We start from the raw sequence: 26,644 nt of genomic DNA, 5'->3' as shown, positions 1-26,644 counted from the left end.
GGACGTATATGGTAAAAGCATTTGAGGTTGAAAGACCGAAGAAGCGTCTTTTTGTTGCACTTATGTCACTGAGCCTTCTGGTTGTCGGTGTGATGGTTTATGCCGTGTGGCGCGTAAGCTATCTGGGACTCCAGGAGATAAGTGAATATCTGCCGTTGATATTAGGGGCGCTTCTGGCAGGCATCTTCCTTTTTACCGGGCTTGGTATTGTAGGTATAGTCGGGGCGATTATGGGTGTGCCGTTTTTGTCTGTATTTCAGAGAAAGACGTATGCTTTAATCAATCTTTTATTTCCTATTGCTATCATGATGGGAAAGGTGTTCGGCTTTGACCGCAGGAAAATTGAATGTTCCTTTGTGGCGGTCAGCAACCAGATTATTCATCATCAGCATATAAAGGTCAGACCGGAAGAGCTTCTTGTTGTCACTCCTCACTGCCTTCAGCTTGCCAGCTGTCCGCATAAAATAACGCGGGACCCGATGGCAAACTGCAAACGCTGCGGTCAGTGTGATATCGGCGCGCTTGTCACTCTGGCAGAGGAAATGGGATTTCATTTCTTTGTTGTCACGGGTGGAACCCTGGCGCGGCAGACAGTGAAAAAAATACGCCCGAAGGCAGTTTTGGCAATCGCATGCGAACGGGACCTTACAAGCGGCATACAGGATGTTTATCCGCTGCCTGCGGTTGGCGTTATGAACATAAGACCAAACGGTCCCTGCTACAATACTCATGTCGATATCAATATGGTGCGCAGTGAAATCGAATCCATGCTGATAAAAGAGGAGAATGTGAATGGATAAGGTACGGGCTGCAGCTGTTGAGGTTGTGCATGACGTATTTGAAAATGGCGCCTATGCCAATGTTGCCCTCGTAAATGCGTTGAGGAACGGAAGCTATTCTGATATAGACAGGCGGTTCATGACCGAGCTGGTCTATGGAACGGTGAAGGCCGCAGGAACGCTGGACTGGATTATTCGTCAGTATGTTTCAAGGCCTGTATCGAAGATGAAGCCCTATATCCGTGCAATCCTCCGCGTGGGAGCATATCAGCTCAGGTATCTGGAAAAGGTTCCTGATGCTGCGGTATGCAATGAATCAGTTGAAATTGCAAAAAAATACGGGAATGCCGGAGAAGTGAAGTTTGTTAACGCAGTTTTGCGCAATTTGGCGCGCAGCCCTGAGAAAGCCGCTTTCCCTGAGGGAAAGGGCAAGGCAACGCAGCATCTGGCACTTTCCTCTATGCATCCCGAGTGGATTGTTCGCAGATGGATTAAGCAGTTCGGATATGATGCTGCGGAACGCCTTTGTACCTTTGATAACGCGCCTGCGGTTCTGTCGGTCAGAACGAATACACTGAAAACGACGAGGGACGGGCTGCTTTCCAAACTTCTTGAAGAAGGCTGGGACGCAGAAGCATCCGAATTTGCGCCTGAGGGCATCGTCTGCAGGGGCAGTCACGGTTCACTGGATGCGTCAAGGCTGTTGGCGGAAGGGTATTTTCAGGTACAGGATGAAAGCTCAATGCAGGTCGCGCATGTTCTTGAGCCTAAGCCCGGAGAGTTTGTAATAGATGCCTGCAGCGCGCCGGGAGGAAAAACGACGCATATAGCGCAGCTCATGCAGAATAAAGGCCGTATCGCGGCATTTGACCTCTATGAGGTAAAGCTCAAAAAAATAAATGAAAATGCCGAAAGACTCGGTATCACTTGTATTGAAACCCATGAGGGAGATGCCAGAAATATCGGTAAGCTGTACAGTGGTATGGCAGACAGGCTTCTCGTAGATGCTCCATGCTCAGGTATGGGTGTTTTGCGCCGTAGGGCCGACGCACGCTGGAGCAAAACTGAGAAGGGCAATGCAGAGCTTCCGGCCCTTCAGCTTGAAATCCTTGACGGTGCTGTTCCTGCGCTGAAAACAGGCGGTATTCTGGTTTACAGCACCTGTACAATCGAGCCTGCCGAAAATCAGGACGTAGTTACGGAATTTCTGAAGCGTCATGATGAGTTTGTTCTCGAAAAAACAGGAAGCTTCCTGCCATTGAAAAAAAGACCGGATGAGGATATGGTTCAGTTCTATCCGCACAAGGATGGAATTGACGGCTTTTTCATAGCCAGAATGCGGAAAGTGAAATAAATGAAGACAAATATTTTTGGACTTGATACAGAAGGTTTGGCAGAGGCACTGAAGCCCTTCAAGCTTCCTGCGTACCGCACAAAGCAAATAGCAGAATGGATGTATCAAAAGGGTGCGGTGCATTTTTCTGATATGACGAATCTTCCAAAGAAGCTCCGCGAGGAGCTGGAAGCAGCCTTTGACATAAATCGGGCCAAGCTTGTGGAGCAGTGGGATTCAAGTGACGGAAAAACCTCGAAATATCTCCTTGAGTTTAATGACGGGGTTGCGGTAGAGACCGTACTTATGCGGCAGCCCTACGGAAATAGCGTATGCATATCTACCCAGGCAGGGTGCGCCATGGGCTGTGCTTTTTGCGCGTCTACGGTGAACGGCGTTGCCCGCAGCCTTACCCGCGGTGAGATGCTTGCTGAGGTTTTGTTTATTGACGACCTGTTGAAAAAGGAAGATAAAAAAGTTGATACTATGGTTTTGATGGGTTCGGGAGAGCCCATGATGAACTATGATGAGGTCATGGCTTTTCTGCATCTCATGCACGAGCCATACTGCAAAAATTTCAGCTATCGGAACGTTGCCCTGTCTACGTCAGGCGTAGTACCGGGGATTTACCGACTGATGGAGGAAAATCTTCCGATTACGCTTTCTATTTCCCTTCACGCGCCCAATGATACTGTCCGTGACAAAATCATGCCTGTGAACAAAAAATGGAAGATTGCCGAGGTAGTAAAGGCAGGAAAGCTTTACGGTGAGAAAACGAAACGCCGTGTCACATACGAATATATACTTATTGAAAATGTCAACGACGGCGAAGAACATGCCAGAGAGCTGAGCCATCTTCTGCACGGCCAGCTTGCAAATGTGAATCTGATTCCCATAAATCCTGTGACGGAGCGTGCGCTGTTCAGGCCGTCTGCTGAACGTATACAGCGTTTTTTGGATATTTTGACGCGGCAGCATATTTCGGCGACAATCCGCAAGGAGATGGGGACGGATATTCAGGCTGCCTGCGGTCAGCTCAGGAATCAATACATGAAGGAAAACGATGCTTAATCTGTGATTTTTGACGAACGTACAGGATTGCCGTACAATATACCTTTGGAAGGGAGGCGTCTCTATGGGGCTGCCTGATTGGGAAGCATTTCTTGAAAACCATATCGAAGGCTTTTTCAACCGCAAATTCAGCAGTGAGCTGGAGCCGGTTGAAGTCCGCAAGGCACTTGAGCATGAACTTATGCGGAAAAGGAAAAAGAGCAAAAGAGGCGACTTTGTTCCCAACGTATATGAGGTTCTCATGGGCATTGAGGATTATCAGCGATTATCGTCGAGACGCTTTATCGAGGATTTGTCTGTTTTCATGCAGAAGCTGCTCATAACATCGGATGTCTACATGGATGGAATTTTTTCTATCCGCCTGATTAAAAGCGAGGATATAACGAAGAGTATTTGTCAGGTCACTTCATATTTCGAAGACGCAGAGAAATCGAAGAAAAAGGATGTGGAGGACGGTACTCTGGTGCTGGATAAGAAATCCTTTAACGTGCCGCTGAATCTTCCGCCTGTCAGGCTCTTTGCTTCTCTGGCTGTTGAATCCGGAGATGATGAGGGCGCGCGTCTGGAGCTTGGAGAGCAGAAGATATACATAGGAAGACGGAGTGAGAACGAATTCCTGCTTACGGACCCTAAGGCATCAAGGCTGCACGCGTACATCGAATACGTCCGCCACCGTCATGTGCTTTACGATGCCCAGAGCACGAACGGAACCTTTGTGAACGGCGAACGCATTGAAAGCACTGTCCTGAATCAGGATGACATAATACAAATCGGAAATACAATACTCCGCTACGAGGTGCCGGAATGAGCAGTTCTTTTGCGATAACATTTGCCCAGGTGCTTTTGCAGTATGGTATTTTGTTTTTCCTGTTTTATTTCCTGTGGAAAATGGGAAAAAGTCTTTCTCCTGCGCTGATAATAAACAAGCAGGAGGACAGAGCCGCCGGGAATGAGCCTGATGAAGCCGTTCTGACGATTCTGGACGGACCTGATGCATACAAGGGAAGACGGTTTGCATTCCGTGAGTCCCTGACAGTGGGCAGAGCCGAAGATAATGATCTTGTCATTTCAGATAATTTTGTTTCACATCACCATATAGTATTCCGGCGTGTACAGACTCTTTATACGGTTCAGGACCTTGGCAGTTCTAACCATACGTATGTAAATGAAGAGGTCCTGAGTGAACGCAGGATATTAAGAAATGGTGATCACATCCGCATCGGGATGATTACAATCCTTTTTGAGAGGTGACTGTGGTGTCAAAGGTTTATGCAGCAACCGATATAGGCTCAACAAGGCCTATGAATGAAGACAGCTTTGCCTGCATGGCATCGGATACCTATGTGGTAGCTGACGGTATGGGAGGTCATGCTGCCGGTGAGGTTGCAAGTCATATATTTGTTGATACGGTGCAGGAGGTTTTAGACGGAGCGTCCAACATAGATGAGCTCGCTTTGAAGAATGCTGTTCTGAAGGCAAACGATGAAATCTTGCAGAAGGTGTCCGTTCATCCTGAATACGCAGGTATGGGAACGACTGCAACACTTTTTCATGCAGATGTGGATGTCTGCGTATTTGCGCATGTGGGAGACAGCAGACTGTATCATATACATGATGGAAATATTACACAGCTCACAAAGGATCATTCCTTTGTGCAGGATTTGATAGAAAAGGGTAAGATTACTCCTGAGGAGGCGCGTAATCATCCCAAGAGGAATATGCTTATGCGTGCCGTCGGAGTTGAGGAAAACCTCAAGGTTGATACCGGGCGCTTCGGTACATCGGACGGTGATATTGTACTTCTTTGTACAGATGGCCTTTATACCGTTGTATCTGATGAGGATATATGCCGTATCCTGACTGAAGAAACATCTCAGGACAAAGCTGCACTTCTTGTAAAGGCAGCGCTGGATGCAGGAAGCCGCGACAACATAACGGCTGTGGTAGTGGATTATCATGCTTGAACGCAGTGGAATAAATCTGCTTCTTTGGCCGCTTTTGGCACTTGGCTGCGGGATTGGCGTATTGATATTGGGACACCGCCCCGGAGTTGATAATGTAACTCTGGGACTGTTCGGGGCTGTCAGCCTTGTTATGCTCGTAACAGAAGGAGTCCTGTCACACAGCTTCGGTAAAACCGCCAGGTTTTTTCCGATTGCCGTCTTTCTTTCTGCGATAGGGCTTTTGATGACGGCACGGCTTGTTCCGCAGATGCTGAAGATGCAGCTTTGCTGGGTTATCCTTGGTATAGTAGTATTTTCTGCAGCAGTGCTCCTGAAAAAGCACGTCCTTGTTCTGCTCGACTATCCCTACAGCCTGGGTATTCTCTGCCTTGTATTGCTGATTCTTCCGCTGATTATAGGCACAGAGATTGGCGGCAGCCGAAATTGGATAGCCATTGGCTCATTTACGATTCAGCCGTCAGAATTCGGTAAAATCGTTCTGATTCTGTTTCTTGCCGCGTATCTCGCTGACCATAGGGATGTTCTGACAGAAAACCTGAGACAGTTTTTTGTTTTCAAGATGCCGCCTCTGCGCTTTATAGCCCCGTTGCTTCTGATTTGGGGAATGGCCATGCTGCTCTTTGTGGTAGCAAGAGATTTAGGCTCGGCGCTGCTGTTTTTCGGCATTGCTGTTTTTATGACTTATATGGCAACGGGGAGTAAATCCTACGTTGCGGTTGCGATGCTTTTCTTCTCGGCGGCTTCATCAGTGAGTTATATGCTTTTCTCGCATGTAAGGGTGCGTGTGGCGATATGGCTGCATCCCTGGCAGGACCCGTCGGGAATGGCATATCAGATTGTTCAGTCCTTATTTGCCATTGGGACGGGCAGTATCTGGGGCGTGGGCTACGCGCACGGAAATCCTGATATAATACCGGCAGTTCACACCGATTTTGTTTTTTCGGCTATTGCCGAGGAACTCGGATTTTTAGGAATGACAGCCGTTTTACTTGGATATTTGTATTTGTTTTACCATTCGATACGAACGGCGCTCTCTCAGACGCGCCTTGTATATACACTGATTGCCGCAGGCTGCGGAACCGCGTTTATGCTGCAGGCGTTTATAATTGCCGCAGGAGTTACAAAGTTTCTTCCGCTCACCGGCATCACGCTGCCCTTCATAAGCTACGGGGGCAGCTCAATGATAGCAAGTTATTTGATGCTTGCGCTTCTAACGATTTTAGAAAAAGAGGGAAATGAACGTGTCGGGTAAACCGAGCGATTCCATCAGAAGAAATATACTTCAGACAGCATGGATACTCATAGGTATGCTGCTTTGTCTGTTTTGCTATATTTTATATATTGAAATTGCAGAAGGTCAGATGCTTACACATCATCCGCTTAACTCAAGAGGTCTTCAGGAGATATCAGGTATTTCCAGAGGAAGTATTGTTGACAGCAAGGGAAGAACCCTTGCGAAAACAGATGATGGCGTAAGAAGCTACCCTTACGGGGAAGCTGCGGAACCTGTAACAGGATATGTCGGAGTTGAGACCGGCTCTGCCGGAATCGAGCATTATGCGGCTATGGCCCTTACAGGGCGGTCCGCAGCCGACAGTCATATGGGCCCGATGGCGCAGCTTTTTTCGGATTCATCCGGCAGCACCGTAAAGCTGACTATTGATGCCGAGCTTCAGCAGACAGCCTACGAAGCGCTTGGCGGAAGAAAGGGCGCTGTCGTGGTTTTGGATGCCGATACCGGAGCAGTGCTCGTCATGGCAAGCTCACCGTCCTTTAACCCGGAGGATGCCGCAGAGCATTGGGATGAAATATCAACAGATAAGGACAGCGTTCTTCTGAACCGTGCGGTTCAGGGGCTTTATCCGCCAGGCTCCACAATAAAGCCGCTGGTTGCGGCCTATGCCTTGAAGGACGGCAGGGTGAAGACTGATGAGGTCTTCGATTGCAGCGGTGTTTTGGACGTGGGCGGCGGATATACAATCGCTGAAAGCCACGGAGAGGTGCATGGCAGGGTAACGCTTAAGGATGCGCTGACAGAATCCTGCAATGTTACCTTCGGAACACTTGCAGGCCGACTGGGAAAAGGCGGACTTAAAGAAATGTTTTCAGGCGTTTCCTTTGATGAAACACTTTCCGGAGATATAGAGAGTCACCTTGCGGAGCTTCCTGATTTTGACTCATTGTCGCCGGGAGAGCTGGCACAGATTGGCATAGGCCAAAGCAAGCTTCTGGTTACACCGATGGCTATGGCTATGCTGGCGGAGGGCTTTGTAAATGAAGGTAAAATCATGAAGCCCTATCTGGTCGACGAGATAATCTCTCCCAAGGGAATAAGAACCTCTAAAACAATGCCGACGGCGTGGAAGGGAAGTATTCCCAGGTCGGAGGCAAAAATCATAAATTCCTATATGGAGGCTGTTGTCCGTGAAGGTACAGGAACAGCGGCCTATGTTGACGGAGTTCGCGTCACGGGAAAGACAGGAACCGCGGAAAATGCGTCAGGCAGTGATCATGCCTGGTTCATTGGAACGGCAGTAATAAAAGGAAAAAAGACAGCATTCGCTGTTTTGATAGAAAACGGCGGCGGTGGCGGCAGTGTGGCTGCTCCTATTGTCCGCGATTTGATTTTGCAAATGATGTAAGGAGGATACAACCATGTTACAGGGCGTTTTGGACAATCGATATGAGATTCTTGAACGCATCGGCGGTGGCGGTATGGCAGATGTGTATAAAGCACACGATAAAATTCTTGACCGCGTGGTTGCTGTAAAAATTCTGCATGCACAGCTTGCAGGAGATAAAGAATTCTTGGCAAAATTCCAGATGGAGGCACAGGGCGCGGCGCGTCTTTCCCATCCGAACATAGTCAACATCTACGATGTCGGTGTAGAGGACGGAATGCACTATATCGTTATGGAATATGTTGATGGCGAGACTCTTAAGGATAAGATAACGAGAGAAGGCCATCTGTCTATTCCCGAATCCTTGAAGATTGCAAAGGAAATTGCAGAGGCATTGTCCCACGCGCACAAAAATAATCTGGTACACTGTGACGTTAAACCGCATAATATCCTTGTAATGCAGGACGGGCGTGTCAAGGTAGCAGACTTTGGAATAGCAAGAGCAGTTACATCAACGACTATGACCTATAACGGAAATGTAGTCGGCTCTGTTCATTATTTTTCGCCTGAGCAGGCAAAGGGAACGAAGATAACTCCCAAATCCGATGTATATTCTCTCGGCGTTGTTCTCTATGAGATGCTGACGGGACACCTGCCGTTTACAGGAGAAACAACAGTAAGCGTTGCGCTGAAGCATCTTCAGGACCAGCCGAGGTCAATCCGCTCTATTGACGCACAGATTCCTGCTGTTGTAGAAGCGATTGTCTTCAAGGCAATGTCGAAGGACCCCAACGACAGACCGGATGCCAGCGGAATGGCAGAGGATATTGCCTCAACTGAACGCCTGCTTGGCTTTAAGCAGGAAACAGTACCGGCGGTTGACCCCTTCGCCACACAGATGATGCCCCGTGTCACCGAGGCTGACCTTGAAATTGCAGAAGATGAAGAGCCACAGCAACCGGTTTATAAATCAAGAAAATTTATCTTCAGCATAGTTGCCGTTCTCGTATTGGGATTCGCCATTGGAGCATTCCTTTCCTTCGGCAAATTCTGGAGCTCGGCAGAGATTACGGTTCCTGATGTTACAGGACGTCCTGTAGCTCTTGCAAAGCAGCTTTTGGAGGCACAGAATCTCAGGGTAAATATCGCGGAAACCTATGACGCGAATGTGCCTGCAGGGCAGGTTGCCAAGCAGTCGCCGGAGGCAGGCTCTGTAGTTAAGGAGCAGCGTGTCATAACCATATATGTGAGCAAGGGCGGAGAAGAGCTTACAATGCCTGACCTGAAGGGACTGTCAAAATCCGCGGTAGAAGAAAAGCTCCGTAAGATGGGACTTGTGGTAGGCAGCGTCTACATGAAGGAATCAGATAAGGACGTTGGAACTGTTCTTGACCAGGACCCGCAGCCGGGAAGCAAAATCAACAAGGGGAAATCCGTTGATATCACGGTAAGCAAGGGCAAAAAGGTTCAGCTCGTTAAGGTTCCTGACTTTACCGGCGGAACTATCGACGCAGCGAAATCAAGCCTGAAATCTCTTGGACTCAAGGTCGGCTCGGTATCAAAGCAGAACAGCAAACAGGCGCCGGGCACGATAATAAGCCAGTCGCCAAACGGCACCTCTGTTGAAGAAGGAACAAGCATTGATTTCGTAGTATCGAACGGAAAAGCTCCTTCAACAGGGAAGAATGAAAACACGACTCAGTCCTCAGGGCCGAGCAAACAGAACGAATCAGGAAAAAGCAATAACTAAAGGAGAAAGACATGATATATATAGCACCATCAATTTTATCGGCAGACTTCGCAGCATTGGGTGAGGAGGTTAAACGAGTAGATAAAGCAGGAGCAGATTACATTCATATTGATGTAATGGACGGCACCTTCGTACCGAACATCACACTGGGCTCTCCTGTTGTTGAAAAGCTTCGCCCGCATTCCGAAAAAGTTTTTGATGTGCATCTTATGGTTGAGCATCCGGAAACACAGATTGACGCGTTTGCAAAAGCCGGCGCGGACATAATCACATTTCATGCAGAGGCGGCAAAGCACGCCCACAGAATCGTGCAGCAGATTCATGCTCACGGTCTGAAGGCAGGACTTGCGCTCAATCCGGGAACCTCGGTTTCGGAGGCTGACGCGCTTCTTGATGAACTGGATATGGTTCTTATCATGACGGTAAATCCGGGCTTTGGCGGACAGAAATTCATTCCGTCCACGGTCAGAAAAATACAGCAGCTTCGTGATATGATGAATGAGCGTAAGCTGGATTTTGATATTGAGGTTGATGGAGGAATAAATCCGTCAACAGCAAAAGAAGTTATTGCGGCAGGAGCAAATGTACTTGTAGCAGGTTCGGCTGTCTTCGGCAGTGACAATCTGGCAGCGGCAATCACTTCGCTTCGCGGATGACAAGGGGGTTCAATATGGAAAAGGCAGTTGTTCTCCTTTCAGGAGGACTTGATTCGACGGTTTGCATGGCTGTGGCTCACAGCAAAGGCATGGAGCTCTATCCTATAAGCTTCAACTACCATCAGCGTCATAACATAGAGCTTGAAAGTGCCAAAAAGGTTGCAAAGCATTTCGGTGTAAAAAGACACTTAATCATAGAGACGAATATGGATGCCATCGGCGGCTCGGCGCTTACGGACGAGAATATAGACGTTCCGGCAGGCAATCCTGACCGTGAGGATGTTCCAATCACCTATGTTCCTGCAAGGAATCTGATTTTCCTCAGCTATGCTATGGGATATGCGGAGGTTCTCGGAGCGCAGCATGTATTTATCGGTGTAAACGCAGTGGATTATTCTGGATATCCTGACTGCAGACCGGAATTTATCGCCAAATTCCAGGATTTGGCAAATTACGCCACAAGAGCTACGGCGGTGGAGCATAAAGGCATTACAATCGAAACACCGCTGCAGGACTTGTCAAAGAAGGAAATCGTACTTTTGGGAACGAAGCTTCATGCTCCGCTTGAATACACGCACAGCTGCTATAAAGGCGGCGAGAAGGCGTGCGGTGTCTGCGACAGCTGCAGACTGAGACTGCGCGGCTTTGAGGAAGCAGGAGTCAATGATCCCGTACCCTATGAAATTCAGAAATAAATTTCTCTGTTAAGGAGCTTTCGTGGATGAGTAATTTCTATAAGCGTCTCGCAATACTTATATTGCTGGTGCTTGTTATATCCGGTTCGGTTATTTATTTCACCGTGGATATCCATACGCTTACGAATTTAACAGTGTTTCAGCCGTGGTCATTGGCACTGGCGGTATTATGCGTATCAATAGGTCTGTTCCTTGATGGCAGCAGGCTTATGCATCTTGTGCATATATCCCATGAGGAAATCACTCTTGGTGAAGCTGTTCAGGTCGTGTTCGGCAACTATTTCCTTGCGCTGCTGACGCCGGGAGCAACAGGCGGAGCCGTTGCCCAGCTCATGTTTTTGCGGCATGCGGGAGTACCGACAGGAAAGGCAACAGTATTGGTGTTCGTGCGGACAGTCGTGTCAATCCTGTTCCTTATTCTCTGTCTGCCGTTCATCTTCATGCATGACTCTCATATACTTCCGGGAGTATCGAACGAATATCTGGCAGGAATATCTATTGCGGCCTTTCTTATTATCTTATTTTTGATTCTTGGAATGAAATCCAAAATGCTGAATAAGATTGCAGTGCGCATCGCAAAAAAACTGTCGCCTGCACGCCGCAGAACATTCCTTAAAGGCTATCGTGACACGCAGAACGCAGTACGTCTTCTTTACGCTTCACCGTGGGCGATGCTTCTCGTGTTTCTCGAATCAGGCCTTTCGCTTATCGCCATTTACGCCATAGTGCCGTGCCTCATGCTTGGACTTGGCGTTACGGATGCTGACTGGTATGCCGTAATGGGAAAAATGATTTTCCTCAATATGCTCCTGTATTTCATGCCTACGCCGGGAGGCTCGGGCATAGCAGAGGGCGGCTTTGTTTTGCTCTTTACGGATATTGTACCGGCAGGAACTGTTGGAATTGTTGCTGTCTGCTGGAGATTTATTGCCGAATATATACCGTTCCTGATTGGCTTTTACTATACAATCAAGGTATTTGGCGCAGGTTTCCTGAATAAAAAATAAATCATAGAAAATATAGGCATTTTGCGCTATAATGTTTACGTAAATGAAATTCAGCTGATTTTCATTTAAAGGCTGAGAATTTCTTAAATTCTTTGATTATGTAGTCCGCCCGCGGGAAGCGGGCGGGATAATTATTCCGGATACAATCGGGTTAGAAACAAATCAGGTGGTGTTATTTTTCCCATGGGAGCGGCATTAAACGTAGGTATTGATATCGGTTCGACGACAATAAAGGTTGTCGTGCTGAATCAGGCAAAGGAAATAGTCTACAAAACCTATGAACGCCATTTTTCTGAGATTAGCAAGGCTTTACATGACAATTTGACTGCTCTGCGTGACGTTGTCGGGGGACAGCGTTTTTCTTTTGCTCTGACAGGGTCAGCGGGTATGGGTGTAGCCCAGCGTGTAGGTCTTCCTTTTGTGCAGGAGGTCGTAGCGTGTGCTTCAGCGGTCAAATCGCTGATTCCTGAGACGGATACTGCAGTAGAGCTGGGCGGCGAGGACGCAAAGATTACATATTTCGGACGCGCGTCCGAGCAGCGCATGAACGGAGTGTGCGCCGGAGGAACGGGCGCTTTTATCGACCACATGGCGGCACTTCTTTCCACAGATGCTTCAGGACTTAATGCGCTGGCGGAAAAGGGCAAGCAGGTCTATACGATTGCGTCACGCTGCGGTGTATTTGCAAAAACAGACATTCAGGCATTGATAAATGACGGCGCTGAAAAAGCAGACATAGCTCTTTCAATCTTTCAGGCTGTTGTCAATCAGACTATAGGAAACCTTGCTCAGGGACGTCCTATCGCAGGCAACATCGCTTTCCTTGGCGGGCCGCTTTATTTCCTGTCTGCCCTCAGAAAGCGTTTTATTGAAACGCTTAATCTTGAACCTGATGATGTCGTCGAGGTAAAGGACGGCTGTTATTTTGTTGCGGTTGGAGCAGCACTTTCGGATGAGAGCAAGGTGCTGGATATCAGCCATCTTACAGAGAGCATAGAAAAGGTGCGCAATGACGTTGTCATGGACCACCACAATTCGACCTTTGTATTATTCAACAATGATGAAGAATACAGGGCCTTCAAGGCACGCCATGACAAAAACCGTGTACCTAAGGGAGATTTTGCGTCCTATGAGGGACCGCTTTACCTTGGTATTGATGCAGGCTCGACTACTACGAAGCTTGCTGTTATCGGAAAAAATAAAGAGCTTCTTTACACGGCTTACGGCAGCAACGGCGGTTCTCCGTTGAAGTCCGTGATTGAAGAGCTGAAAAACTTCTATAAGACGAAGACAGAAAAGCAGTATGTTGCCTCCGTGCTGACCACAGGCTACGGAGAAGGCATAGTAAAAGCCGCTGTCCACGCTGACGCAGGCGAGGTTGAGACCTTCGCCCATCTTCGTGCGGCTCAGGAATTCTGTCCTGATGTCACATTTGTAATGGACATTGGCGGACAGGATATGAAATGCTTCTTCGTCAATGACGGCAATATCGGAAATATAACATTAAACGAGGCATGCTCCGCAGGCTGCGGCTCGTTTATTCAGAATTTCGCCCAGGGACTCGGTATGACCTCCGAGGAATTTGCAAAGAAAGCAATCGACTCCCGTGAGCCTGTGGATTTGGGTACACGCTGTACCGTATTCATGAATTCCAGAGTAAAACAGGCACAGAAGGAAGGCGCGGATGTCAGCGACATTTCCGCGGGCATAGCTCTGTCTGTCATAAAAAATGCCTTGTTCAAAGTGATGCAGCTCCGTGATGTGGACAGTCTCGGAGAGCATATCGTTGTTCAGGGCGGTACATTCTATAACGACGCGGTTCTGCGTTCCATGGAGGGGCTTCTGCACCGTGAGGTTATCAGACCGGATATTGCAGGACTTATGGGCGCATACGGCGCTGCGATTTTGGCATTGGAATCGGGAAATACAAAATCAACCCTTCTTTCCGAAGCTGAGCTTGATTCATTTACCGTAGATACGAAATCCTATCACTGTCACGGATGCGGCAACCAGTGCCTCGTAACCATGTCCACCTTTGCCGACGGAACACGGTACTTCACCGGAAACCGCTGCGAGCGTGGAGCAGGGCAGGAGCGCAGGGACGACAAGGCTCCCAATATCTACGAATATAAGTATCATCGTCTCTTTGAATATTACAAACCGTTGGCGCATCCGAAACGCGGTCAGATCGGAATACCGCGCGTTCTCAACATGTACGAGGATTATCCATTCTGGTTTACCTTCTTCACTATGCTGGGCTATGAGGTAGTTCTGTCGGATAAAACAACGGCAAAAACATACTTCAAGGGAATGGCGACAGTTCCGTCGGATTCCCTCTGCTATCCTGCCAAGCTGGTGCACGGCCATATAATGAATCTGGTAGAAAAGGACGTCAAAACCATTTTCTATCCGTGCATACCCTATAACATGGAGGACAAATTCCATCCGGGGGACAACCATTACAACTGTCCTGTAGTTGCTTCCTACGCGGAAAATATCCGTGGCAACATGGACATCCTCAAGGAAAAAGGAATTACCTTCCTGCAGCCGTTCCTGCCAATCAATGACCCGGCACGGCTTGTAAAGCGTCTGACGGAAGAGCTTTCTGTTATTGGCATACCTAAGGAAGAAATAGCAGATGCAGTTGACGCTGCATATATTGAGCTTAGATATTACAAAAATGATGTAGAAAAATATGGAAGGAAAATACTCAAGAAGATTGAGGAGGAGCATATCCCGGCAGTTCTTCTTGTTGGCCGTCCGTATCATATTGACCCGGAGATTAACCACGGTATTCCTGAGATGATTCAGTCCTATGGACTGGCGGTGCTCTCTGAGGATATGGTCTACCATATCCCTGTCAAGGGTGATCCGCTGGATATCGTCAATCAGTGGAGCTATCATGCGCGCCTCTACCATGCGGCAAGCTTTGCGGCAGAGCATGACAACATCACCCTGATTCAGTTCAGCTCCTTCGGCTGTGGCCTGGATGCAATCACCACTGGGCAGGTCAAGTCTATACTTGAATCCCACAACCGTCTTTATACCATGATAAAGCTGGACGAGGTCTCGAACCTCGGTGCGGCGCGTATTCGTGTCCGCTCGCTTCTTGCGGCGCTTTCAAGAAGAAAAGCAGCACCCTATGAGCCTGTAAAACCTGCTGAGCGTCCGCACTTCACAAAGGAATGCCGTAAAACGCATACCATACTTGCTCCGCAGATGGCGCCTGTTCAGTTTGAGCTTCTTAAAACCGCGCTGAACAGACACGGATATAATCTCGTAATCCCTGATATGCCTGAGAAAACAGCGATAGATTTGGGACTCAGATATATCCATAACGACATGTGCTATCCCTGCATAGTCGTGGTAGGACAGCTTCTCGCCGCTATCAAGAGCGGTCAGTGTGACCCTGAGCATACCTCGGTCATGCTGTTCCAGACCTGCGGCGCGTGCCGGGCTACAAACTATCTCAATCTCATGCGTGCGGCGCTGAAGGACGCGGGCTATCCGCAGATTCCTGTATTTGCATGTATAGGACGTCCAAGCGAAACGGATGCCTTCAACATGACACGGAGCTGCTCGACAGACATAACAAAGGCAATCGTGTACGGTGACCTTCTCGTGCGTGTGAAAAACCGCATGAAGCCCTACGAGATGGAAGCAGGCTCCACGGAAATACTCTATCAGAAGTGGCTGCAGCGCTGTAAGGATGAGCTGACACACAGCAACTACTTCAAATATTGCAGCAACATCAAAAACCTTGTCAAAGAATTTGATGCGCTTCCGATTGATGAAACAATGTGGAAGCCTAAGGTCGGTATCGTCGGTGAGATTCTCGTAAAATATCACCCTGTTGCAAACAACCATCTTGAGGAGCTTCTGATGGACGAGGGTGCCGAGGTCGTCATGCCTGACCTGCTGAACTTCATGGAATACATGGCCTTCGACGATATCGTGAAGCACAAGATTCTCGACGGAAAGCTTGTCGCGAAGCTGAAATCCCAGATGTCCATAAAGGTACTTGAGTTCTTCCGCAGTCCTGCGACACAGGCACTGAAAAAGAGCAGGCACTTCAAGGCACCTGCAAACATCTTTGAGCTTGCGGCGCTCGCGGAAAAGCTTGTTTCTTTGGGAAACATGGCAGGAGAAGGATGGTTCCTTACAGGAGAAATGCTTGAGCTGGTGGATGATGACGTACCGAACGTCGTATGTCTGCAGCCATTCGGCTGCCTGCCGAACCACATCACAGGAAAAGGCGTAATGCACGCCCTCAGGAAAGAATATCCTGACAGCAACATCATCGCTCTTGACTGTGACGCAGGAACAAGTGAAGTAAATCAGGTCAACCGAATAAAGCTCATGCTTTCAGTTGCAAAAGAAAAAAATCCCGCTGCACAGGATAACGCAGTATAAAAAATATCTTGGCTGTTAAATAGTCCTCTTTTCTGGGGGCTGTGAAAAAGTATTTCTTGCCTTCCCCAATGGGGAAGGGGGACCACGTAGTGGTGGATGAGGTACACCAAGGAAAGCCGCTATTTATGTACATAGCAGGCACTTTGGGGAGCACCTCATCCGAGCCCTGCGGGCCCACCTTCTCCTAAAGGAGAAGGCACTCTTGTTGCTTTTTCACAGCTCCTATTTTTGTGTTTTTATTGTCGGAAATAAAAGCATCCGCCGAATAAATTTCCTTTTGCGCGTTGTTAAAATGTTTGCTTATGGCATGTATAGAGATGGAGGGGTATACATGGATAATATATTCGGATATGTGCGTGTAAGTACGAGAGAACAGAACATCGACAGACAGCTGGCATCAATACGGGACATGGGAGTACCGGAGAAAAATATCTTCATCGACTACATGTCAGGCAAGGACTTCAACCGTCCGAAATACAAAAAGCTGATACGCCGTATGGAAAGAGGTTCGCTGCTATACATCCATTCCATCGACCGTCTTGGGCGCAACTACAAGGAAATCATAGAGGAATGGCGGCGGATAACAAAACAGAAGGGCGTAGACGTCGTCGTACTGGATATGCCGCTTCTGGATACCCGACGGGGAAAGGATTTGATGGGAACATTTTTGGCGGATATAGTGCTGCAGGTGCTTTCCTTTGTAGCTGAAAATGAACGCTCGGCAATACGTCAGAGACAGGCGGAGGGCATACGGGAAGCCATGAAAAGAGGCGTGCGCTTCGGCAGGCCAAGAAAACCAATGCCCACAGGCGCGGTAGAGCAGTATGCGCGGTGGAAAAGAGGAGAAACTACACTGAATGAAGCTGCCAAAGCATGCGGAATGCCCAGGACTACATTCTATGTAAAAGCACGGGAAGCCTATGTGAACCAGCTTCATCAGGCAAAATAACAAACATATTTACTTTCTCGCTATAAAAATTTCAAAATGCAGCGAATTGGTAATTGATTTATGAAAAAAGCATCCTGCCATTGCAGAAATCTGCAGTGGTCAGGGTGCTTTTTTTATGAAGAAAAATTTCTTATTAGTATACGTTTCTAAATGAAATTTTGAATCTCTTGAATCTTCAACGGTTTCAAGGGTTCATTCAGAAATCATTATAGCATAATCCCACGTTTCTAAACGTATGCTTTTTTGAATTGAAAATTCAATAGGCGTACTGACGGGGGACTATGAAGATGACTGCAAGCAGTGCCAACATTGGATTTGAGAAGCAGATTTGGGATGCGGCGTGTGTTCTTTGGGGACATATCCCGGCGGCTGATTACCGCAAGGTTATCGTGGGATTGATTTTCCTTCGGTATATTGGCAGCGCCTTTGAGAAACGCTATAACGAGTTGGTGGAGGAAGGAGACGGGTTCGAGAACGATCCTGACGCATACGAGGAAGAAAATATATTCTTCGTACCTGAGCAGGCACGTTGGCAGACTATCGCTGCGGCAGCTCATACCCCTGAGATTGGTACGGTCATTGATGACGCTATGCGTGCTATCGAGACCGATAATAAAAAACTGAAAAATGTACTGCCGAAAAACTACGCAAGCCCTGACCTGGATAAGCGAGTCCTGGGTGACGTGGTAGATTTGTTCACAAACATGGATATGAGCGATACAGAGGAAAATAAAGACCTTTTAGGGCGAACCTACGAATACTGTATTGCGCAGTTCGCTGCCTATGAAGGAGTAAAGGGCGGTGAATTTTATACGCCCGCAAGCGTTGTAAAAACCATAGTTTCCATACTTCGTCCGTTTTCAAACTGCCGTGTGTATGACCCGTGCTGCGGCAGCGGAGGTATGTTCGTACAGAGCGCAAAATTCATACAGGCGCATAGCGGCAATAGGGGAGCTATTTCCGTTTACGGACAGGAGTCGAATGCAGATACATGGAAAATGGCAAAGATGAACCTTGCCATTCGTGGAATAGATGCAAATCTTGGAGAGTACCAGGCAGATACGTTTTTCAACGATTTGCACCCTGCATTGAAAGCAGATTTTATTATGGCTAATCCGCCATTTAATCTTTCCAACTGGGGACAGGATAAGCTGAAGGAAGATAAGCGTTGGAAATATGGTTTGCCCCCTGCAGGAAATGCCAACTACGCGTGGATTCAGCACATGATTCATCATCTTGCGCCCAACGGTAAAATCGGTCTGGTACTGGCAAACGGCGCGCTCTCCACACAGTCTAGCGGTGAGGGAGAAATCCGTAAGCGAATTATCGAAGATGACCTTGTGGAAGGTATCATTGCTATGCCAACGCAGCTTTTCTACAGCGTAACCATTCCTGTAACCCTTTGGTTCATATCGAAGAATAAAAAGCAGAAGGGTAAGACGCTCTTTATTGATGCCCGTAAGATGGGACACATGGTGGACAGGAAACACAGGGATTTCACGGACGACGATATTGCAAAGCTGGCTGATACCTTCGAAGCATTTCAAAAGGGAACTCTTGAGGATGTAAAAGGCTTCTGCGCTGTGGCTGACTTAGAGGATATCGCAAAGCAGGACTATATCCTGACACCGGGGCGCTACGTTGGCATTGAGGAACAGGAGGACGACGGTGAGCCATTCGATGGGAAGATGAAACGATTGACGGGAGAGCTTTCAGGCTTGTTCGCTAAATCCCATGAACTTGAAGATAAGATTCGAAAGAATCTGGGGGCGATTGGGTATGAAGTATAATAAATATTTGATAGGAGATATTTGCAACTTCATTGACTATAGAGGGAAAACGCCACCTAAGACATCTTTTGGAATACCTTTAATAACAGCAAAAATCATAAAAAATGGTATTATTCAAGAGCCACAGGAATTTATTGATGAAGCATTATATGATGAATGGATGAGAAGAGGAATCCCTAAAAAGGGTGATATAATTCTTACAACAGAAGCTCCCTTAGGAGAAGTGGCTAAAATAAAGACCAATGAAAAAATGGCATTTGCACAGAGGGTTATTATACTTGAACCCAACAATAGTATTTTAGATTCGGACTACTTGTTTTATGCGTTACAAGATAGAGTGTTGAAAGGAAGAATAGAAGCACGTTCAAGTGGAACCACAGTATTTGGAATAAAGGCCAAAGAACTGAAGAAGGTGGAAATTCAAATACCATCTATAGAGATACAAAGAAAGATTGGTAGTATATTATCTTCAATAGACGATAAAATCGAAACAAATACGGCGATAAACAAGAATTTAGAGGAGCAGGCACAGGCGATTTATAAGTCGTGGTTTGTTGATTTTGAACCATTTGGTGGTTTGCCTCCGTCATCATGGACGAAAGAGGATATTTATTCTATTGCGAAAATTATATATGGAGCCCCTTTTTCATCTAAGTTATTCAACACTGAAAGAAAAGGTATGCCCATAGTTCGCATTAGAGACCTTAAAGGACAAAATTTGGAAACTTATACTACAGAAAAACATCCCAAAGGGCATTTAATAAAACCAGGAGATATTGTTGTTGGTATGGATGGTGAGTTCAGACCACACATATGGGGTAATAGCGAAGCTTGGCTGAATCAGCGAGTCTGTATTTTTGAAAATTTGAGACCTAAAGGAAAAGCGTTTCTTCTTTTTTCAATAAAACCGTTATTAAATATTATTGAACAAACGCAAGTAGCAACTACAGTTATTCATATAGGTAAAAAGGATTATGACGCTTTTGAAATTACCATGCCATCTTCTGAGGTCCTTGATCGTTTTGATGAAATGACAAATCCAATAATTAAACAAATTGTTAATAATCAATTAGAAAATAAACAATTAAAAGAACTTCGAGACACGTTATTACCTCGTCTTATGTCAGGTGAAATTGACGTATCAGATATAGAAATCTAAAACCGAAAGGAGCGAACTTCCTTGCCAAACGCATATACAGAAGCGGATTATGAGCAGTCTGTAATGGAGCTTTTCAGCGGAATGGATTATGACATAGTATATGGGCCTGATGTTGAGCGTGATGTCAAAAGCCCGCTTTATGATATCGTTCTTGACGAGCAGATTCACAGGCTTAATCCTGCATTGCCCGAGGACGCTATTGCAGATGCTATGTTTAAGCTGTGTAATTTTGAGAACGGCGAGCTTGTAAAGCGGAACGAGACATTCATGGATTATCTGCAGAACGGCGTTCCTGTGCGTTATTTTGTCAAGGGAGAGGAACGCTCGTCTATAGTATATCTGGTGGATTATGAGAACATTGAGAATAACTCCTTTATTGCCGCCAACCAGTGGACATTCGTTGAGAACAGTACGAAACGGCCTGATGTTATCCTTTTTTTGAACGGGATTCCTGTTGTTATTATTGAACTGAAATCTCCGTCCCGCGAGGAAACGGACGCAAGCGAAGCGTATCTGCAGATTAGGAACTACATGAAGGAAATCCCGTCAATGTTCGTCTATAACGCTATCTGTGTTATGAGCGATATGATGACTTCAAAGGCAGGAACTATAACCTCCGGGGAAGACCGTTTCATGGAATGGAAAACCAAGGACGGCAGCTATGAAAATACCCAATATGCTCAGTTCGATACCTTCTTTGAGGGTATATTCGAGAAAAAACGGTTACTGGATATAATCAGGAATTTTATCTGTTTTTCCAATGAAGGGCTGAATCAGTTCAAGATTCTTGCAGGGTATCATCAGTATTTTGCTGTCCGCAAGGCTGTGGCGTCTACTGCCCGTGCTTCGGGTACAGACGGCAAGGGCGGTGTTTTCTGGCATACCCAGGGCAGCGGCAAGTCTCTCTCTATGGTGTTTTATGCTCATTTGCTGCAGTCTGCTTTGAACAGTCCGACCATAGTTGTTCTTACGGACAGAAATGACCTTGACGACCAGCTTTACGGACAGTTTGCAAAGTGCAAGGCGTTTTTGCGGCAGGAGCCGATACAGGCATCAAGCCGTGAAAATCTGAAAAGCCTGTTGGCAGGCCGCAAGGCTAACGGCATTATTTTTTCTACAATGCAGAAATTCGAGGAATCGGACGAAGCTCTTTCTGAGCGGAGAAATATTGTAGTCATGGCGGATGAGGCTCACCGTGGGCAGTATGGGCTGACAGAGAAAATAAAGATGACTCATAATGAGGCCGGGGAGAAAGTCGCCAAGCGTGTTATAGGTACGGCCCGTGTCATAAGAAACAGTCTGCCCAATGCAACGTATATAGGGTTCACGGGAACGCCTATATCCATGAAGGACAGAAGCACGCGTGAGGTATTCGGTGATTATATCGACGTATACGATATGACTCAGGCTGTGGAGGACGGCGCGACACGCCCTGTTTACTACGAAAGCAGGGTTATTAAGCTGCATCTGGACGAGGAGACTTTGAAGCTTATTGATGCGGAATATGATTTGATGGCGCAAAACGCCGCGCCTGAGACAATAGAAAAGAGCAAGAAGGAGCTTGGACAGATGGAAGCCGTACTTGGAAATGATAAAACAATCAATTCCCTTGTTACGGACATTGTGGAGCACTATGAGAATTACCGTGCAGACCTTTTGACAGGAAAGGCAATGATTGTCGCGTATTCCCGTGCTATTGCAATGAAGATTTATCATCAGATTTTGGCGCTGCGTCCTGAATGGAAGGAAAAGGTTGCCGTGGTTATGACGGAGAGCAACAAGGATCCTGAGGAATGGCGGCAGTATATCGGCAATAAACACCACCGCGAGGAGCTGGCAAAGGTGTTCAAGGATAACGACAGTCCGCTTAAAATTGCCATTGTTGTTGATATGTGGCTGACAGGCTTTGATGTGCCGTCCCTTGCTACTATGTATGTTTATAAGCCTATGAGCGGTCATAATCTCATGCAGGCTATCGCCCGTGTCAATCGTGTATGGAAGGATAAAGAGGGCGGTCTTGTTGTTGATTATGTAGGCATTGCTTCTGCACTGAAGCAGGCAATGAATGATTATACTGTCCGTGACAGGAAAAACTACGGTGAAACGAATATTGCCAAGGTCGCTTATCCCAAGTTCCTTGAAAAGCTGTCTGTGTGCCGTGATATGTTCCACGGCTATGATTATACGAAGTTCAAGACAGGCACGGATTTGGAAAGAGCGAAAACTATTACGGGGGCCGTGAACTTTATCGTTGCCCGCGAGAAGGACAAGGAGAAGGATATCTTTATAAAGGAAGCACTGCTGCTCCATCAGGCACTTTCTCTTTGCTCGTCCATTGCTCCTGAGGATTTGCGTTTTGAGGCGGCATTCTTTGAAGCTGTCCGCGTTCTTGTGCTGCGTCTTACTCATCAGGGAACGGGGCAGAATATTTCTCTGCCGGAGATGAATAAGCGTATCAATGAGCTTTTGAAGCAGAGCATCAAGAGTGACGGAGTAATTAATCTTTTCTCTGATGTGGAGAAGGAATTTTCTCTGTTTGACCCGAAGTTCCTTGAAGAAATTTCAAAGATGAAGGAAAAGAACCTGGCAGTAGAGCTTTTAAAGAAGCTTATTGCGGAGCAGGTACAGATTTACCGCCGTACAAATGTGGTAAAATCCGAGAAGTTCAGCGAGATTATCCAAAGGGCTATGAATGCTTATCTGAACGGAATGCTGACTAATGAGCAGGTCATAGAAGAGCTTTTGAATCTGGCAAAGCAAATCTCAATGGCGCAGAAGGAAGGAGAGCAGCTTGGTCTTACGGCAGATGAGCTGGCATTTTATGACGCGCTTACAAAGCCGCAGGCGATAAAGGATTTCTACGAGAATGAGGAGCTAATCGCGATAACTAAGGAATTGGCAGACACGCTTCGCCGCAATCGGACGATAGACTGGCAAAAAAGGTCGAGCGCACGGGCGAAAATGCGTATGCTTATAAAGAAGCTGCTCAAGAAGCATAAATATCCGCCTGAGGGCATGGAGGATGCCGTTCAGACTGTTATGACGCAGTGTGAGCTATGGACAGACGTGCAGGATATGCCTGAGAATACTTATGAGTGCGAATTTGATTTGCCGATGGCCGCAGAAGAACGGGCTAAATATGACTGATATTGCAGATGATTTGTGGTTTTGATGAAAACGTGAAAAACGGGGCTGTGAAAAAAGTATTTCTTGCCTTCCCCATTGGGGAAGGGGGACCACGTAGTGGTGGATGAGGTCCACCAAGGAGAGGCGCTATTTATGTACATAGCAGGCACTTTGGGGAGCACCTCATCCGAACCCTGCGGGCCCACCTTCTCCTAAAGGAGAAGGCATTCTTGTTGCTTTTTCACAGCCCCTGTTTTTTCTTTTTGCGCTTCTTTGTGTCTTTTTCTATTGCTTCCTTCCATTTCGCGTCGAGGGGAGCGTCAAAGCAGCGGATTTGCTTGACTGCCTCGTTAAGTACTTCGTAGTTCAGGGCAGTTCCTGCTTCGTCACACAGATATGTGGCGGCGCGGTCAGCGTCTATGCCAATACTTCCTGCGGTTTTAATGGCATCCATGTTGGCGCCGAGAAAGAGAAACTCCCAGCCGTATTTTTTCTTCTGCCGCTCTATCATCTTTTTTACTTTGGGGTAGCTGTAGATGCGGCTGGAGTTTTCCATGCCGTCAGTGGTGATGATGAAGAGCGTTTTTTCGGGACGGTCTTCGTCACGGGCGTATTTGTGGACGTTGCCGATGTGATGGACGGCGCCGCCGATGGCATCGAGAAGTGCGGTGCTGCCGCAGACGAAATAATCATCCTCGGTAAGAGGTTTTACGTCCCCGATAGGAACGCGGTCGTGGATGACATCGCAGCTGTCGTCGAAGAGAACTGTGGAGACAAGGGCTTCGCCGTTCTCCTTTTGCTGCTTTTTCAGCATGGAGTTGAATCCTCCGATGGTGTCTTTTTCGAGGCCGCTCATGGAACCGCTGCGGTCAAGAATGAATACGATTTCTGTTAATCCTTTTTTCATAATAAAACGCCTCCCGTGCTTTGCTGTTTTGCATTGAGTACCGTTTGCGGTGCTCCTTATGCTTTGAGTTTAGCAGAGCAGGGGAGGCGTATGGTCGCATGAGAGGCGACATTTTGCGGTCAATCTATCCCAGACAGGGCTGGTCGAAGGCGAAAAGGGTTTCGTTGATGGTAAAGATATCGTATTCCTCACGTGTTATGAAGTATTCTATGATGATATCTGTTTTGCTGCTGTGGGAGAGCGCATAGCCTGCGCGCCCTATGAAATCCTTCGTTTCGTCAAGGTTCAGCTCGAGCGCCACGGCGAGAGCCAGAGCGGTATTCTTGCTTGGCTGATAGTCGGGATTATTTCGTATCTTGGAAAAGTGCCTTCTGTCGATATTCGCCCGCTTGTATACCTGGGAATCCTTCATTCCCTTCGCATCAATGAGACGAAACAGCGCTTCGGAAAATGTGTCATCTACTTCATCCAGAAGGTCGGAAAGGCTTCGGTCCTTTACGTTTTTTGCGATGGTGTATTTTTCCATCGAGGGAGCTTCGATAAACCTTGATTCTTCCTCGTATATATCGAATTCGCGGAGTTCATACGCCTTCGCATGCTCAGGGCATTGCAGGATTTCATCTGATAGCCCTTCTTCAATGTAGTATTCGTCAATATATTTTTTTACATCATCCAGCAGCGCGGCTGAAACAGAAGACATAAAAATCACTCCGTTAATGGTGCTAGAATCCCCGGGCGCAGAAGGTCAGTGCTGCACCAATACTTCTTTATGGGCGTTGATGATTTCTGCCATGAGCATTTTGCCTCTGATGTCGGGGTGGAGACCGTCGATGCTGAGGTTTGTTGCAAGATACTGACGCTTCTGGTCATAGAAGTACGGTTCAAGGTCTATGAAGTATTCCTGCTTTCTTATGAAGGCATTGATTTTTCTCATTTTGGTGTACCAGTTTTCATCGCTTGGCGTACGGAACGCGGTGTAGATGTTTACCGGATGAATAGGCATGAGTGTGAGAAAAATCGGGCGTATGCCGTTGGCTTCGCATTTTACTCTTATGATATCCAGGTCAGCGATTATTGATTCTGCGCTGAGGTTTGAGCGCAGGTCGTTGGAGCCTGTGAGTATCAGAAGGTTTTTCGGCCTGTAGGGCAGTACGTCTTCCTCGAATCTGAGCATGGTATCATGCGCCGTGTCTCCGCTGCGTCCAAGGTTCAGCGCAGGGAAATCAAGATATGTTGTATATGAGTATTCGAGGTTTGCCGGCGAGTAGGAGATAGCTCCGCCGCCGTGGGTTATGCTGTCTCCGAAGGCAGCCGCGTATATGGGGGCTTTTTGTTCGGGGACGGTGAAGGTGGCTGTATCCGAGTACGTGCCGATGGTTTTTCCGTTGTTGTCTATGGCACGGACACGCCAGTAATATTTTCCTGCATAGGGACGCGGATATTCGTCGTAGCTGCTGAAGGAATCCTCGGCTATGCGGTACCATTCGCGGTCCTTGCTGGGTTCAGTTCCGTTTTCGCTTTCAGGTGGATGAATCAAAAGCTCCACCTCATAGCGCATGCTGTCGTGAATCGGAATCCACTGGTAAACGGGATAGAGCAGCGGCGCAGGCTGTTCCATCTGGTCAAAGGTGTTTATCAGCGGTGCTGTAGGCGCAGGAAGCTCTGTATCGATGACGAGTTTTTCCGCTTTTGAAAATTCGCCTATCGGGCGTCTTTGAAGGTCAAGCGCACGCACACGCCAGTAGATTTCTTTTTTGTTTTTCCATTCCTTGAGGTCTGCCTGCCATCCGTTGGTGAAGACCTTGGAGGTGCTGTAGAGGTGCCCATTGGCGGAGGCAGTTATGCCGCCTTCCGTTTTTGGCGGTTCAGAGAGAAGCTCGACCTCGTACATGACTGCTCCCGGTACTGAGTGCCATACGAGAAAGGGCTTCAGGCTTGCGGGATTGTCTTCTGTGTAGTGATATATGGATACAGGTGAAACGGGATTGGGAAAGTCCGGGTTTGCCGCGTGAGGGTACGGGCCTCCGAGGAATGAGAAAAATCCGTAGGCTGTTACTTCGTAGAATGTGGGAACAGCCGAATCCGGCACCTGTATATGGTCGTCTGTAGTGTAGTCTGTATGGAAAAGATGGAAGTCCGGCGAGTCCTTTACCATTCCTGTTGTTTTGGCATAGGTTTCTATTTTATATACGCACGGATAGGGAAGCTTTTTCCAGTGCATTGTGACGTGTCCGTCTTTTTCTGTGAAGGAAAATTCCGGTGTGATATCCTTTACGCCCAATACATCGGTTTTTTCTATAAGGTATGCGTTGGCAAAGCAAAGACCTGCAATGAGCAGGGTAAAGAGCAGAAATTTCTTCATAAATTCACCCTGAAAATGTATAATATGAATAACGCTATTAGTATACCATTTTTTTCTGTAGA

20 protein-coding genes are annotated in these 26,644 nt (G+C 47.3%); 17 read left to right on the top strand and 3 right to left on the bottom strand.

What is annotated here, in order from left to right; translation table 11 throughout:
- Positions 1-8: 8 nt before the first annotated feature.
- The 17 genes from BUA83_RS05950 to BUA83_RS05870 all read left to right on the top strand — a co-directional run bounded on the left by BUA83_RS05950 (position 9) and on the right by BUA83_RS05870 (position 23,334).
- Complete coding sequence (locus BUA83_RS05950) at positions 9-800, top strand: DUF116 domain-containing protein (protein WP_072935280.1); 792 nt, start codon at positions 9-11, stop codon at positions 798-800.
- Positions 793-2,133 carry a 16S rRNA (cytosine(967)-C(5))-methyltransferase RsmB gene (gene rsmB / locus BUA83_RS05945; RefSeq protein ID WP_072935279.1) on the top strand — a complete coding sequence of 447 codons (1,341 nt, stop codon included), beginning with the start codon at positions 793-795 and terminating at the stop codon, positions 2,131-2,133. The genes BUA83_RS05950 and rsmB overlap by 8 nt, the downstream gene beginning before the upstream one ends.
- Positions 2,134-3,183, top strand: coding sequence for a dual-specificity RNA methyltransferase RlmN (gene rlmN / locus BUA83_RS05940; protein WP_072935278.1), 1,050 nt, complete (start codon positions 2,134-2,136; stop codon positions 3,181-3,183).
- A gap of 64 nt (positions 3,184-3,247) precedes the next feature.
- Positions 3,248-3,991, top strand: coding sequence for an FhaA domain-containing protein (locus tag BUA83_RS05935; protein WP_072935277.1), 744 nt, complete (start codon positions 3,248-3,250; stop codon positions 3,989-3,991).
- Positions 3,988-4,434, top strand: a complete 447-nt coding sequence (locus BUA83_RS05930; protein WP_072935276.1) for an FHA domain-containing protein — start codon at positions 3,988-3,990, stop codon at positions 4,432-4,434. Before BUA83_RS05935 ends, BUA83_RS05930 begins: the two co-directional genes overlap by 4 nt.
- Positions 4,435-4,439: 5 nt before the next feature.
- Positions 4,440-5,147 (top strand): Stp1/IreP family PP2C-type Ser/Thr phosphatase, encoded by a 708-nt coding sequence (locus tag BUA83_RS05925; protein WP_072935275.1) that lies wholly within the window; start codon positions 4,440-4,442, stop codon positions 5,145-5,147.
- The gene (locus BUA83_RS05920) at positions 5,140-6,399 is read left to right on the top strand and encodes an FtsW/RodA/SpoVE family cell cycle protein (protein WP_072935274.1); all 1,260 of its coding nucleotides are present in this window, start codon (positions 5,140-5,142) and stop codon (positions 6,397-6,399) included. Before BUA83_RS05925 ends, BUA83_RS05920 begins: the two co-directional genes overlap by 8 nt.
- Positions 6,389-7,789: a peptidoglycan D,D-transpeptidase FtsI family protein gene (locus BUA83_RS05915; RefSeq protein ID WP_234988283.1), complete on the top strand. Its 1,401-nt coding sequence runs from the start codon at positions 6,389-6,391 to the stop codon at positions 7,787-7,789. Before BUA83_RS05920 ends, BUA83_RS05915 begins: the two co-directional genes overlap by 11 nt.
- Before the next feature lie 13 nt (positions 7,790-7,802).
- A complete protein-coding gene (gene pknB / locus BUA83_RS05910) occupies positions 7,803-9,518 on the top strand; it encodes a Stk1 family PASTA domain-containing Ser/Thr kinase (RefSeq protein WP_072935272.1) in 1,716 nt (571 codons plus the stop codon).
- Positions 9,519-9,529: 11 nt separating this feature from the next.
- Positions 9,530-10,174 (top strand): ribulose-phosphate 3-epimerase, encoded by a 645-nt coding sequence (gene rpe, locus BUA83_RS05905; protein ID WP_072935271.1) that lies wholly within the window; start codon positions 9,530-9,532, stop codon positions 10,172-10,174.
- A 14-nt stretch (positions 10,175-10,188) separates the two neighbouring features.
- Positions 10,189-10,869 carry a 7-cyano-7-deazaguanine synthase QueC gene (queC, locus tag BUA83_RS05900; RefSeq protein ID WP_072935270.1) on the top strand — a complete coding sequence of 227 codons (681 nt, stop codon included), beginning with the start codon at positions 10,189-10,191 and terminating at the stop codon, positions 10,867-10,869.
- 26 nt (positions 10,870-10,895) lie between these two features.
- Positions 10,896-11,876, top strand: coding sequence for a lysylphosphatidylglycerol synthase transmembrane domain-containing protein (locus tag BUA83_RS05895; protein ID WP_072935269.1), 981 nt, complete (start codon positions 10,896-10,898; stop codon positions 11,874-11,876).
- Between the two features lie 183 nt (positions 11,877-12,059).
- A complete protein-coding gene (locus tag BUA83_RS05890) occupies positions 12,060-16,289 on the top strand; it encodes an acyl-CoA dehydratase activase-related protein (RefSeq protein WP_072935268.1) in 4,230 nt (1,409 codons plus the stop codon).
- A 331-nt stretch (positions 16,290-16,620) separates the two neighbouring features.
- A complete protein-coding gene (locus tag BUA83_RS05885; RefSeq protein WP_072935424.1) occupies positions 16,621-17,238 on the top strand; it encodes a recombinase family protein in 618 nt (205 codons plus the stop codon).
- Positions 17,239-17,525: 287 nt separating this feature from the next.
- Positions 17,526-19,028 carry a type I restriction-modification system subunit M gene (locus BUA83_RS05880; protein WP_072935267.1) on the top strand — a complete coding sequence of 501 codons (1,503 nt, stop codon included), beginning with the start codon at positions 17,526-17,528 and terminating at the stop codon, positions 19,026-19,028.
- On the top strand, positions 19,018-20,187 hold the full coding sequence (locus BUA83_RS05875; protein ID WP_072935266.1) for a restriction endonuclease subunit S: 1,170 nt from the start codon (positions 19,018-19,020) through the stop codon (positions 20,185-20,187). Before BUA83_RS05880 ends, BUA83_RS05875 begins: the two co-directional genes overlap by 11 nt.
- A 21-nt stretch (positions 20,188-20,208) precedes the next feature.
- Positions 20,209-23,334: a type I restriction endonuclease subunit R gene (locus BUA83_RS05870; protein ID WP_072935265.1), complete on the top strand. Its 3,126-nt coding sequence runs from the start codon at positions 20,209-20,211 to the stop codon at positions 23,332-23,334.
- A gap of 220 nt (positions 23,335-23,554) precedes the next feature.
- Here the strand turns inward: BUA83_RS05870 and BUA83_RS05865 are convergent, their stop codons facing one another.
- The 3 genes from BUA83_RS05865 to BUA83_RS05855 form a co-directional block, all read right to left on the bottom strand.
- Complete coding sequence (locus tag BUA83_RS05865) at positions 23,555-24,220, bottom strand: vWA domain-containing protein (protein ID WP_072935264.1); 666 nt, start codon at positions 24,218-24,220, stop codon at positions 23,555-23,557.
- 124 nt (positions 24,221-24,344) lie between these two features.
- On the bottom strand, positions 24,345-24,920 hold the full coding sequence (locus tag BUA83_RS12820; protein ID WP_234988281.1) for a hypothetical protein: 576 nt from the start codon (positions 24,918-24,920) through the stop codon (positions 24,345-24,347).
- A 45-nt stretch (positions 24,921-24,965) separates the two neighbouring features.
- Positions 24,966-26,582, bottom strand: coding sequence for an SGNH/GDSL hydrolase family protein (locus tag BUA83_RS05855; protein WP_072935263.1), 1,617 nt, complete (start codon positions 26,580-26,582; stop codon positions 24,966-24,968).
- Between the last annotated feature and the right edge of the window lie 62 nt (positions 26,583-26,644).

This window comes from Schwartzia succinivorans DSM 10502, assembly GCF_900129225.1.
GTDB lineage: Bacteria > Bacillota > Negativicutes > Selenomonadales > Selenomonadaceae > Schwartzia > Schwartzia succinivorans.
This window is presented reverse-complemented; position numbering and strand designations above follow the sequence as displayed.